Below are 12,368 nucleotides of genomic sequence, written 5' to 3'. Positions count from 1 at the left end.
GCAACCAAAGAACTCCCGGCCGATTTCCCCGTTTTGATGACGTATTTGTTGCGGTGTGTGGCGCACAGGCCACGATTGGCGTCACATACGGCGGTAACCGATCCTTAGCGCCGCGCATGGGAATTGGGAGCAAGAGGCACGGCCACAATGGCCGCGTCGCAGGAAAGACACGTCATGTGGGCTGATGACAATGGCGAGACCATCCCGGAGCTTCAGGAGCTGTTCAACCGGACAGGCGGTCTGGATATCGGGCAGCTTCAGTTCATCAATCTGGGCGCGGTCAAACGCCGGACAGGCGAACGATGGGAGAGTTTTCAGGAGAAGATTTTCCAGACCGGTCAGTTCTTCATAGAAAAACGGACCAATCCTGAGGACCTGATTATCCGTTGCCGGGACGGATTTATAATCGTGTTCGCGGAACTGACCGCTAGCGCCGCGAAGAAAAAATGCGCCAGCATCAGCAAGGAAATGAACACGTTCTTTCTGGGACGCGAAGAGCTGCGCGAAGTCCAGATCACAATTTCCCACGACACGATCGACGCCAGTCAGTTGCGCAAGCTGGCCGAGGCCAGCGGCGTTCAGTCCATTGCGGAGCGGAGCAAAGACGATGAACACGCAGCCCCGTCCGGGGATACGTCGCCGGCCCCGTGGGAGCGTATTGTCTATCGCCCGGTGTGGGATGCACGGTCCGAAGCGCTTGTCAGTAACAAGTGCTGCGCCCAATCCGCGCCCGGGAATGATGGCGAGCGGCAGGAAGGCGTCCTGCTGCTCCCGGAGGACAGCCGCAAATCGCTAAGCGTACGGCTTAATAACGATCTCACCGGAGACGGCCTCGCGCCCTTTCGCACCGACGCGTTTAAATCAGGGCCTTTCTCCCTGACGCTTCCGTTGCAATTCCTCAGCCTTGAGGATCCCTGGCATCGCTCCCAGATCGTCTCGCGCATCAGCGAAATTCCTTCCGAGCTCCGACAGTATCTTCTGATCATGTTTGAGGGGCTGAAGGCGGGCGTTCCGGTTTCTCACCTTTACGAAACCGTCCACGTCTTTCGTCCCTACGTGAAAATGATCACGCTCAGCGCCAGCGGACCGGGTTTTCCGTGGGAACGATATGGCGAATGCGAGGCTGATGGTTTTTGCGTCGATGTCAGAACTCTGCCCGCCTCCGGCTCGGCCCGTAAGCGCGACTTTGAGCACCTCCTTACTGCGGCGCGCCGGGGCAAAGCGCATGCACTCGCCACCGGGGTTGAGCGGGCGGACGATTTCTTTCTGCTGGCTCAATCCGGCTATCGCTATCTCTCGGGCGAGGCCATTGCCCCTGTCAGCGATCTTCCCGCGGCGCCGTCCCATCTGACGGCCGAGTCCATACACGCCCGGCTGCGAGGTTCCGGGTAGCCGCGAAACCTTTTGTAAGCGAAGGGCGAATAGGGTGTGGGCGAGAAAGCTTGAGCCATGTCATCTGAACGCCAAACCCTGGAACGCATTTTTGAACAATCCGACGTCGGGCTTTTTGAAACGTCCGACGCGGGCGAAGTGCGTCGCGCGAATCCGGCTCTGGCCCGCATACTGGGCTATGAGAGCGTAGAGGATCTTCAGGATGGTTTGACCGATGCCCGTGACGTCTATTTCGACCCGGGCGATCGCGAACGCCTGAGCCAGATTCTGGAGCGGGACGGCGAAATAAAACAGTTCGTCCATATGCTGCGGCGCAGAAACGGCGAAGCCGTCTGGGTCTCCGAAACCTGCCGCCGCATCAGCGAATCTGACGGGACAATTCTTTACGTCGGCTCGATGGCCGATGTGACTGAACTGGTCGAGGCCAAGGAAAAAGCGCGCCTGGCCGAAACGCATTATCGGGACATCTACGAAAATGCGACGATCGGCATTTACCGGACCCGCCCTGACGGTGAGCCGGTCAGCGCAAACACGGCTTTGCTCAAGCTGCTCGGCTATCAGGATGAAGCGGACCTGAAGCGGTCATTCCACGCAACCCGGCTCTATGTTGATCCGCGTCAACGGGACGCCTTCGTCCGCAAACTTCTGGATACGGGCGAGGTCACCGGTTTCGAATCCAGAATTTTCTGCAATAGCGAGGATGGGCTGGGCACGCGGTGGATATCCGAAAGCGGGCGCGTGATCAGGGATGAAACAGGCGAGGTCGCCTATTTCGAGGGCACGATAGAGGACATTACGGCGCGGCGCGAAGCCGACTCGCTGCGCCGCAAGGCTCACGAGGCCGACGAAGCCAACCGCCTGAAATCCGATTTTCTGGCCGCAATGAGTCATGAGCTGCGCACGCCGCTGAACGGCGTTATCGGGGCCGCGCACGCCCTGAACCGCGCAGCCCAGCGCGACAAGGAGCGCGAACTCTCCAGCTTGATCGTGAAGTCGGGAGAAGGCCTGCTGGCTATTCTCAACGACATTCTCGACCTGGCCAAAGTCGAGGCCGGACGGCTGGAGCTGGAAATCGAACCTTTCGAGCCGCAGCGCCTTGTCGAAGAGGCCCTGGTTCACTGGCGGCCGATGGTCAGCGATAGCGCGGTCGATCTGAACATAGAGCTGGGAGAGAATTTGCCCCCTCTCCTGCGCGGCGACGGACGGCGGATTCGTCAGATTTTGTGGAACTATCTGTCCAACGCTCTGAAGTTCACCGATCAGGGCTCGATCACGCTCCGCTTAAAGGCGCGCCCGGACGGCGGCTGCGCGCGTCTCCGGTTCGAGGTCGCCGATACCGGCGCGGGAATGCCCGAAACACAATGCCATCAGGTATTCGACAAGTTTCATCAGGTTCGCGATTCCAGCAGACAGGCCAGCGGAACCGGGCTCGGATTGGCGATCTGTCAGGAATTTGCCCAGCTTATGGGCGGTTCGGTCGGCTGCAGCTCCGAACCCGGCAAGGGATCGGTCTTCTGGTTCGAGGCGCCGTTCCAGTATTGCCGGGACCGCCGTCAGGACGACCGTGAGGAACGCGAGCCCCAGTCCGCCGACCTGAGCGGCCTGCGGATTCTGGCCGCGGAGGATAACCCCATCAATCAGCGCGTGCTGGGGGCGATCCTGGAAAATTATGGCTGCGCCCCGGATTTTGCGTCGAATGGCGCAGAGGCCCTGCAGATGATCAAGAATACGCCCTATGACGTGGTTCTGATGGACATCCAGATGCCCGAAATGGACGGCGTCGAGGCGGTCAAACATTTGCGGCGTCAGACGGGCCGCGCCAGCCGCCTTCCCGTCATTGCCCTGACCGCCAACGCGATGCGCGGCGACCGGGAGGCCTATCTGGATGCCGGCATGGATGATTTCGTCGCCAAGCCCATCGAACCGGACAGCTTGCTGGCCGCTATCGCCCGCGCAAAAGCACGCGATACCGACGGCGAAAACATACGCGTGGCCTGAAACGCCGGAACCTTTGGCGGTTAACACGTATTGAAACAGTGTTGATCGCCCCCTAGGTCAGGGGCGAACCCGAACATTTTAAATTTATAAGGAGGCCACGTGACGCCCAGACAATCGCGAGTTGACGTAAATCAGGTCGGAGACGCCGGCAGCATACTGGCAATCGTTGCGCCGGGCTTTAAGGCCGGCGACCTGCATTCCGCCACCGGGCGGGTGCAGAAGAACGGATTTGCCGTGAAAATAGCCAGCACGGTCGAAAGCCTGGTCGAAGGCGAAGGCGATAAGGGCGACACCCTCTCTTTCGTGGTCGATAGCGGCCTGGCGGACATTGATCCGGCGAATTATTTCGGCCTGGTCATTCCTGGCGGACAACGCCATCTGAGTACGCTGGACGACAACGAAAACGTGGAAAAAGCCGTCCGCAGCTTCATCGACGCCAAGAAGCCTGTACTGGCCTGGGCCGATGCGGCGCGTTTTCTGGCCGCCTTTTCCCGCACGCCCGACGCCATCCGCGATGCGCGCGCAGCCGTCGCCGTGAATGGCGAAGTATATCCGGCGGAAACCGACGAGGCGCGCGACGACGCCGCCGAGGTCTTCATGAAGGCGCTTTCGCTCACTGACGGCAAAGCCGCCTGACACCCACAGCCGGATTAAATCGCAAAAAACGCCGCAGGGTATTGGACCTGCGGCGTTTTTTTTGGTCTGCGCATGAGCGGCGCGGCATTGATGGATGTTAACGACAGGCCCGCGGCTTCCTCCTAGCAAGCTGAGCAGACGCGCTGGCGGAGACGAGTTTCCGCCCGGCGCGCCACAGCTTGCCGGCATTGCGTCCGGTAAGAGCGGCGGCGGACCTGTTCCTGGCGGCGCGGTTCGTCGCCGCATCCTTATCCGGTTTAGCTGAAACCGAACCGCGCCTGGCCTGTTTCCTTATGGCGTGGCGGGGCTTTCTTCCGCGGGTTCCGCACGGAACGTCTCACCGATATTCGCTGCAATCCACGCAAACGACGCATAAACCGCCACGTTTTGCGCCATGGCGTCCGGATCGATCTTGTCGAACGTATCGTCGGGCGTGTGATGCAGATCGAAATAGTCGCTGCCGTCCTGGTTCAGAGACACCACCGGCACGCCATCGCGCCGGATATAGCTGAGATCCGGTCCGCCGCTGCCGTTATTGGGGCCCGGCCCGACTCCAAAGACGACCAGTTCCTTCGCGATTGCGTCCGTTATGGGCAGTTTTTCTTCCGCGATTCCGGGCGAAATGCGCCAGATCCGGCCTGCGCCGAAATCAGATTCGGCGGCAATGACGTGGTTTTCCAGCGTATCCTGATGCTGTTCGGCATAAGCTTTCGCGCCAAACAGGCCCACTTCCTCAGACCCGAACAGCACGACGCGGATCGTTCTTTCCGGCGCGCCGTAAAGATCCATGAGATGTTTGGCCGCCGCAGTGACGATGCCGACGCCCGCGCCGTCATCCACCGCCCCTGTTCCAAGGTCCCAGGAGTCCAGATGAGCGCCAAGAAGCACGATCTCTTCAGGGCGTTCGGAGCCGACAATCTCCCCGATCACATTGCCGGATTCCGATTTTCCGCGATCTTCAGGCGTCATTTTCAGCCGCACCGTGATCGCTTCGCCCCCCTCCATCAGCCGTCTTAACTGGTCGGCATCGGGCGAAGACAGGGCCGCGCCAGGGATTTTCGGGATGTTTTCCTCATAGGCCATGCCGCCCGCGTGCGGGAAACGGTGCGAATCCGTCCCGACCGAACGGATAAGCACCGCGCTGGCGCCGCGTTTGCCGGCCTCGATCGCGCCGGCATAGCGCATTTGCACGGCCGCGCCGTAGCCTGATCCGTCCTGCGTCCGCGTCATTTCCTGATCGATAAAGACGATCTTGCCGTTCAGGCCGCCTTCGGGGGCGCGGCGAAGCGCAGTCACGCTCTCAAAATAAGCGATCTCGCCGGTCACGCCCTCGTCTTCCGTGGCGACAGAACCGCCCAGCGCCGTTGCGATCAACGGCTGGGGATAGGGCGAGACCACATCGACTTCGATATCGCCGCGGGTCCAGTAATCGATTTCAAAAGGCTCAATGCGGACATTCTCGAAGCCCAGAGCCTGCATTTTTTCCACCGCCCATTCGCGCGCCCGCGCTTCCGCGGGCGATCCGCCAAGCCGCGGCCCGACTTCCGTTGTCAGGGAGCGGGTGATCTCATAGGCAAGATCACTGTCCAGCGCGGAATCGGCCGCGGCGCGCGCCTGATCGCGAATCGGAGCATCAATGTCGTAAGTATCGCCCTCCTGAGCGACCGCCGGCGCGGCCAGTCCCAGAACGACTGCAATTAAAACCCGGTGCATGGAGAACCCTTAGAGACCTTTTGTGTTTCATCAAGGCTAGCTCGCCAGGATTTTCGGCGAAAGACGGTTGTCGCCGCAGGGGACGCAGAAATACGCTATGGTTGTCATTGTTTAGAAGAATTATTCCATGAGGCTTCCTGTTACCCGCCTGACGCTGGAGTCCGGCGCAGACATCATGCGTCTGCGCCACAGCGCACGCGTGATCGCGGAAACCGTCAATCTCAGCGCGCCCGACCAGACGCGTCTGGTGACTGCGGTCAGCGAAGTGGCCCGTAACTACGTCCAGGCGGGCGGCGGCGCGCTGACCGACTTCCACATACGGGAAAACGGCGACGGCTATTCGCTGCTGGCCACGCTTCGCACAGACGGACAGGGCGAAATCCACGGCGACGAAATCCTCGGCAATCTGGAACGGTCCACCGCGCGGCGGCTGGTGCATGACTTCGAGATGGAGGGCGACCCGAATGAACTGGTCATCCGCCTGAGCATGAACCTGCCGGCGCTGGAAGACGGCGAGACCATGGAAACGCTCGCCAGCCGGGCGATGGACGCCGTCACCCAGACCGTGGCGGACGATCCGCACGAGGAAATGGTGAACCAGAACCTCGCCCTTATGGAGAGCCTCAGCGAGCAGGATTTTCTGATCCGCGAGATCCACCATCGGGTGAAGAATAACTTCCAGCTCATCTCCAGCCTCGCCCGGCTGCAGGCCGGGCGCGCGCACGGGCAGGAAGCGAAAGTTCTGCTGGAATCGCTGGCCATGCGTATTCGCGCGCTGGGCCTTGCGCATGAGCAGCTCTACCGGTTCGAGGATATTACCCGGGTGAGTTTCCGGGAATTCCTGTCGTCGCTTTGCGGTTCGCTGGAGGCGGCTTTCGTCTCCCCCGGCCAATCGATCAAGATCGATTGCGCGGTCACAGGCGACACCACGCTGGGGCAGGACATGGCGCTGAATATCGGCCTTGTCGTGAACGAGCTGGTGACCAACGCGATCAAGCACGCCTTCCCCGGCGGCGAGAGCGGCAAGATCACGCTCGGCGGAACGGTGGACGGCGAGCGCGCCTGTATCAGCGTTTCGGATGACGGGGTCGGCAATCAGGAATTTGCCGACAACATGTCCAGCCACGATTCACTGGGCATGCGGTTGCTGCAAAGCTCCGTGCGGCGCATACATGGGGAAATGACCGCGAAGGAAGCCGAAGGCGGCGGCCTGACGGTCATGGTCGACTTTCCCATACGAGGCTACGAGCAGGCAGAACCGCAAGCGTGACCGCGCCGATCTTCCACCGCTTCTTCACCGAATTGAGACAGGCCCGCATTCCGGCCTCCATCCGCGAATATCTGACCCTTCTGGAAGGGTTGGAGAAAGGCGCGGCGGAGCGGAATATCGAGGATTTCTACTACCTGTCCCGCGCCACGCTGGTGAAGGACGAGCGTAATCTCGATAAATTCGATCGCGTCTTCTCACACGTTTTCAAGGGCGTCGAAGACGCTTTTGGCGATCTGGACCTGACCGACATTCCGGAAGACTGGCTGAAAGCCTTTGCCGAAAAGAATCTTTCGCCCGAAGAGATGGCGGAGATCGAATCTCTCGGCGGCTGGGACAAGCTGATGGAAACCCTCGCCGAGCGCCTGAAGGAACAGGAAAAACGCCACGAGGGCGGCAACAAGATGATCGGCACGGGCGGCACCAGCCCGTTCGGAAATTCCGGCTACAACCCCGAAGGCGTCCGGATTGGCGGCCAGTCGCGGCACAAAAAGGCTGTGAAGGTCTGGGAAAAACGCCAGTACAAGAACCTCGACGGCGAGCGCGAACTGGGCACGCGCAACATGAAGGTTGCGCTGCGCCGCCTGCGGAAATTCGCCCGCGAAGGCGCGCGGGACGAGCTGGATCTGGACGGCACGATCCGCGGCACCGCCAAACAGGGCTATCTGGATCTGCAAATGCGCCCCGAACGGCGCAACGCGGTGAAGGTTCTGACCCTGTTCGATGTCGGCGGATCAATGGATCCGCATATTTCACAGGTCGAGGCGCTGTTTTCCGCTGCGCGGGCCGAGTTCAAGCACCTGGAATATTATTACTTCCACAACTGCCCCTATGAGGGTCTGTGGCAGAATAATCTGAGGCGGCGAACCGAAAGCGTCGACACATGGGACGTGCTTCGCCGCTTCCCGTCCGACTACAAGCTGGTGCTGGTAGGCGACGCCTCCATGAGCCCGTACGAGATCGCGATGCCGGGCGGTTCGGTCGAACATTATAATGAGGAGGCCGGTGCAATCTGGCTCAAGCGGATGGCCGAAACCTGGCCTTCGCTGGTCTGGCTCAATCCCGTGCCGGAGCGATACTGGGACTACACGGCATCCATCGGGATGGTGCAGGAAATTATCGGTGAAGACCGCATGTTCCCGCTGACCCTGCCGGGTCTCGACAACGCCATGAAGACGCTGACGCGCTAGACGTCCTTGCGGGCGATGGCCCAGTTGTGGATCGCCCAGACGTGCGCCCCGTGGCGCATTTTCTTTTCCGCTTCCCCGGGCGTCATCCAGACCAGTTCATGATCGGGCTCCTCCGGGCGCCCCGCCTCCCCGGTCCATTCAGCACGGTAGAAGTGGCAGATATTATTCGTCGGCCCCAGCGAGCGCTTGCGCCAGTACTGCCCGGCAACGCCCAGCTTCATTCCGGCGCGCACTTCAAGGCCCGTCTCCTCCCTCACCTCGCGCACCATGGCTTCGGCTTCGCTTTCATCGCCGTCCAACGCGCCGCCGGGCAGGTCGTAGTTATGGCCGAGCGGTCCCTTTTTTATGCGGGCAACGGCAATCTTTCCGTCAGAACAAACAAGGCCATAGGCGCACTGCCGCGGCTTGTAGCGCAACCCTTCGCGGGGCGTCCCGAACTGGTGTTCCGGCGCGTCGCTCAACTTGCTGTCCCATAACCAAACTCGGCCAGGACGGGCGCGAAGCGGCGATTGAGCAGATCTATCGTCTCTGGCTTGAGCTTCCGGACATGGTCCCCCGGCGCCACCTGCCGGACATGGTTTGAGGCGTCTTCCGCCTCCGGCTGCCGGTCATGCGCGTCGGCAATCGCATCCAGCCGGTCCTCCGGACACTTGATATCCAGATCGGCGGCAAGATCGCGGATCCATTGCCGCTTTTCGAAAATCACGTCCTCATAGCGATAGCTCCGGAAATCCGGCATCCGGGTGAGCGCCAGAAGGTGGCAGTAATTGCGGAAAACGCGCAGCGAGACGGGCCCGGCGACATAGTCGTCAATCGACTGCGCGCGCGCCTGGGTCCGCTGTTCGTCAAATGTGTCAGCAAGCCGCCCGGTCTCCGGCACAACGTGGCTATAAGCGTGGGAAAAATACAGTGAGGTGAGGATATCGCGCGGATCGCGGACCATCACGATCTTGCGGCGCTCATGCAGGGCGAGATTATCCATCCAGGGATGCAGCCAGCGAAACCCGCCGAACACCGATCCGTCCCGGCTGCGCAGCCAGTCCGGGTCCAGAACGGCCCGCGCCGGCTCCACCCCCTGATCGAACAGCGCGGCCGGCACGTCGATATAGGTCCGCCCGGCCGCCTCGCAGAGCGCCCGGACCAGCTCATGCATCAGCGTGCTGCCGCCCTTGGCAAGACCGATCACATAATAGGACGGGTCGCCGATGCGCGCGGCATCCCAGTTAAGCGAATAGGGCCGCAGATCGACCGGAACGCGCGTATTATTATCCAGAATGAAGCGCACTTCTGGCGAGGCGTGGCGCTTTTCACGCCGCCGCGCCTGACGCTTTTCGCGCTGTTCCGGCGTTAGATCGCGTTTTCTTGCTTTCCGGTCTCTGGAATCGGGCAAGTAACCGCCTCCTGAAGATCAAGGCCCGGTCCGGGCGAATCCTGCCCGGGATGGACTCTGATCAGCTTATGAAAAGCGCGTATTCCGCGCCATTGCGCAAACTGCGGCGCGGCTGCGCGCCACGGGTCTTGTTTCGATGCGCGGGGCATATAAGGGTGCCCTGAAACGCATCTTCCATCAAAGCTCCGCCATATCGTGACCGAATATAAATCCGACCCGCGCCAGAACACCGCCAATGAATGCCAGTCCATGCCGGAGGTCCGCCACGAGGTCGACCGTCTGGACCGCCTGCTGGTCCGGCTGATCGCCGAACGGCAGACCTATATGGAGGCCGCGGCGCGCATCAAGCCTGACCGCAGCGTGGTGCGGGACGAGGCGCGTATCCGGGATGTTCTGGAGAAGGTTCTGGCCGAAGCCGCAAAACACGGTCTGTCGGCGGAAATCGCCGAGCCTGTCTGGCGCGCCATGATGGAAGCGTGCATCGCGCACGAGTTCGAGGCTTATGACGCGCTGCGCAAGTCCGACACGGTGCGCCGGTAATCCTGCCGCGCAATCTCGTCATTGACGGTATTGACCGCGTCCAGAATGCGGTTGCGGGCAACCTCGCGGCCCGCCGGGTCGCCGGCCTCTCCCACCAGTTTTTCGGCGCGCGCGCAGACCTCGGCGAGGTGATTGGCACCCACGCCCTTCGCCGATCCCTTCAGGGAATGCGATGCGGCGGCCCAGTCCTCATCCGCCGAATCAGGCTCCAGAACGCGAAGCCAGCTTTCGATTTGATTCTGGAAAAGTGAGAAAATCTCGGCCTCCAGCGCGGCGTCTCCGCCGGTATATTGCGCCAGATGTTCATAATCGATGGCCGTTTCCATGCGTAAATCCTAGAAGCACGGCGCTTTCCAGCCGGTTAATCACTGAACACACGGTTCATTCTGGCTTCAGCCAACGCTCCCTAATGTCCGTCATGCGAGGGCGGACAGAAAATTACGGGAGAGCTAACAATGCGCTCGATCATGAAAACGGCCGCCGTCGTGACAGGTATCGCCCTGGCTTCCGCCATTGCCGTGCCTGCACAGGCCGCCGCGCTGGATCACCGGTACGACAATTCCGGCGTTTCCTTCAGCATTTCGTTTGGCGCCAGCGATTACGACAGCCGGTATCACAACCGGTATCGCCATAACGGGCATTACTATAACAGCCCGCGCCAGGATTATTGGGGACGCTATCCGTCATACGGATACGGCTACAAGACATTCCCGGGCTATGAGCACGTCCGGCGCAACTACAACTATCACGGCAATGCCTGTTACTGGCGCGTCAGCCAGGAAAACTACCACCGCCGCAACGCGCTGGTGAAATCCCTGGTGTGTTATGACCGCTATGGCCGCAGCTACACGGTGCGCGGATCGCAGCAGGTCGTGCGCTACACCGGATATGACCGCGGCCGCCAATATGGCTATGATGCGGGCTATCGCGGCTACCGCCACTAAGTCAGGCGGTTGAAACAACGGTTACAGGCGGGCCTTCCGGGAACCATCCAGGGGTCCGCCGGTTCCGTTTGTGAACGCCCGGTTCATCCTGCCTTCAGGAAGGATAAACCACGTTCATTGCAACGCCAGCGAGGGCAAACACGATCAACTCCGTCAGGAGGAACACATGAAAACCGCCCGTCCGTTCATTCTTGCGGCCGCGGCGAGCGTCCTGTTCGCCGGAAGCAGCCTGCCCGCCCTTGCCGCCGTTATGGACGACCAGCCGCGCCGCGGCGACCGTCAGATTCAAGACCGCCCCAATGTACGCGGCGGCATGAACCGCGAATCCCGCGCCGGCGCGCGTCCGCGCTCCAATCCCGCCATTCAGCGCTCCGCGCCCAGCCCGCGCTCTAACCCGGCTCCGCGTTCGCGCCCCTCCCCGCCGCAGCGCGATTTCAGCAGCCGTCCCTCAACCCCGCAGCGCGATTTCAATCCGCGCCCGCCGCAAAACAACAACCGTGTTTCTGCGCCGCGCAATACGCCGGAGCGGCGCCTGGTCGGGGATAACCGGCCGGGAACGTCCAGCCGCCCCGCCGTTCTGAACCGCTATCAGGCGGGTGATCGCGACATGCGAGAACGGGCGAATGACTTCCGGAACCGGACCGGTTCCGACAACCGGCTGGCCGGACGGCCCGATCCGCGGGACCGCGCCTGGGACGGCGATCGCCGCTGGGACAATAATCGCGGTAATGACGGTCGATATGATCGCGACCGGGATGATCGCCGCGATCGCGACTGGGATGACCGGCGCGATCACGACCGCGACCGCGACTGGAACGGCCGCCACGACCATGACCGTGACTGGGATGACCGCAACCGCCGGCATCGCTACAGCTACAACAACAGCCATAAGCGCTACGCATACGGCTATCCCTATTACGGGCACCGCAACACCTATAGCAGCTTCTCGCTGAACATCGCGTGGCCGCGGGCGAACTACTATAATTCCAGCTACGGCTATTTCTGGCCGGTGCGCTACTGGTGCCCGCTGCACGGCTTCTATCACGAGGGTTATTATTCCTCGTACAGCTACCAGCCGAACTACGGCTACACGCACTACAGCTATAACGATTATTATGGCGACGGTTACTGGAACTACGCCAATAATTGCCGCTATCGCTATGTGCGAACCCAGTACCGGTGGGAACGCGAGCAGGTCTGTTTCGACCGCTACGGACGCCTCTATGTGAGGTACTGACACTCCACCGCGCGGGCAGGCTCGCGCGGCCGGGGCTTGGGGGGGCGCTATGGCCGGCGGC

12 protein-coding genes are annotated in these 12,368 nt (G+C 61.3%); 8 read left to right on the top strand and 4 right to left on the bottom strand.

What is annotated here, in order from left to right; all coding sequences use genetic code 11:
- Window positions 1-147 precede the first annotated feature (147 nt).
- The 3 genes from L338_RS01405 to L338_RS16150 all read left to right on the top strand — a co-directional run bounded on the left by L338_RS01405 (window position 148) and on the right by L338_RS16150 (window position 4,026).
- Complete coding sequence (locus tag L338_RS01405; RefSeq protein WP_022696573.1) at window positions 148-1,392, top strand: hypothetical protein; 1,245 nt, start codon at window positions 148-150, stop codon at window positions 1,390-1,392.
- Window positions 1,393-1,449: 57 nt separating this feature from the next.
- On the top strand, window positions 1,450-3,390 hold the full coding sequence (locus L338_RS16155) for a PAS domain-containing hybrid sensor histidine kinase/response regulator (RefSeq protein ID WP_022696572.1): 1,941 nt from the start codon (window positions 1,450-1,452) through the stop codon (window positions 3,388-3,390).
- A 99-nt stretch (window positions 3,391-3,489) separates the two neighbouring features.
- On the top strand, window positions 3,490-4,026 hold the full coding sequence (locus tag L338_RS16150; protein WP_022696571.1) for a DJ-1/PfpI family protein: 537 nt from the start codon (window positions 3,490-3,492) through the stop codon (window positions 4,024-4,026).
- A 291-nt stretch (window positions 4,027-4,317) separates the two neighbouring features.
- Here L338_RS16150 and L338_RS01390 read toward each other — a convergent pair whose 3' ends face one another.
- A complete protein-coding gene (locus L338_RS01390; protein WP_022696570.1) occupies window positions 4,318-5,739 on the bottom strand; it encodes a M20/M25/M40 family metallo-hydrolase in 1,422 nt (473 codons plus the stop codon).
- A gap of 127 nt (window positions 5,740-5,866) precedes the next feature.
- On the opposite strand from L338_RS01390, the gene L338_RS16145 reads away from it, so the two are divergent.
- Both L338_RS16145 and L338_RS01380 read left to right on the top strand, forming a co-directional pair.
- A complete protein-coding gene (locus tag L338_RS16145; RefSeq protein WP_022696569.1) occupies window positions 5,867-7,009 on the top strand; it encodes a sensor histidine kinase in 1,143 nt (380 codons plus the stop codon).
- Between the two features lie 8 nt (window positions 7,010-7,017).
- Entirely contained in the window at window positions 7,018-8,196 is a 1,179-nt protein-coding gene (locus L338_RS01380) for a VWA domain-containing protein (RefSeq protein WP_027068172.1), read from the top strand.
- On the opposite strand, the gene L338_RS01375 is transcribed toward L338_RS01380, so the two are convergent.
- Window positions 8,193-8,657 carry an NUDIX domain-containing protein gene (locus L338_RS01375; RefSeq protein ID WP_022696567.1) on the bottom strand — a complete coding sequence of 155 codons (465 nt, stop codon included), beginning with the start codon at window positions 8,655-8,657 and terminating at the stop codon, window positions 8,193-8,195. The genes L338_RS01380 and L338_RS01375 overlap by 4 nt on opposite strands.
- A complete protein-coding gene (locus L338_RS01370; RefSeq protein ID WP_022696566.1) occupies window positions 8,654-9,586 on the bottom strand; it encodes a sulfotransferase domain-containing protein in 933 nt (310 codons plus the stop codon). Before L338_RS01370 ends, L338_RS01375 begins: the two co-directional genes overlap by 4 nt.
- Window positions 9,587-9,781: 195 nt before the next feature.
- Between L338_RS01370 and L338_RS01365 the strand changes: the two genes are divergently transcribed.
- Window positions 9,782-10,126: a chorismate mutase gene (locus tag L338_RS01365; protein WP_022696565.1), complete on the top strand. Its 345-nt coding sequence runs from the start codon at window positions 9,782-9,784 to the stop codon at window positions 10,124-10,126.
- On the opposite strand, the gene L338_RS16140 is transcribed toward L338_RS01365, so the two are convergent.
- The gene (locus L338_RS16140; protein ID WP_022696564.1) at window positions 10,087-10,452 is read right to left on the bottom strand and encodes an Hpt domain-containing protein; all 366 of its coding nucleotides are present in this window, start codon (window positions 10,450-10,452) and stop codon (window positions 10,087-10,089) included. The genes L338_RS01365 and L338_RS16140 overlap by 40 nt on opposite strands.
- 141 nt (window positions 10,453-10,593) lie before the next feature.
- On the opposite strand from L338_RS16140, the gene L338_RS01355 reads away from it, so the two are divergent.
- Both L338_RS01355 and L338_RS16135 read left to right on the top strand, forming a co-directional pair.
- Window positions 10,594-11,070 carry a hypothetical protein gene (locus L338_RS01355; RefSeq protein WP_152485778.1) on the top strand — a complete coding sequence of 159 codons (477 nt, stop codon included), beginning with the start codon at window positions 10,594-10,596 and terminating at the stop codon, window positions 11,068-11,070.
- A gap of 166 nt (window positions 11,071-11,236) precedes the next feature.
- A complete protein-coding gene (locus L338_RS16135; protein ID WP_022696562.1) occupies window positions 11,237-12,307 on the top strand; it encodes a hypothetical protein in 1,071 nt (356 codons plus the stop codon).
- Window positions 12,308-12,368 lie beyond the last annotated feature (61 nt).

Origin of the sequence: Euryhalocaulis caribicus, assembly GCF_000412185.1 — a bacterium.
GTDB lineage: Bacteria > Pseudomonadota > Alphaproteobacteria > Caulobacterales > Maricaulaceae > Euryhalocaulis > Euryhalocaulis caribicus.
This window is presented reverse-complemented; position numbering and strand designations above follow the sequence as displayed.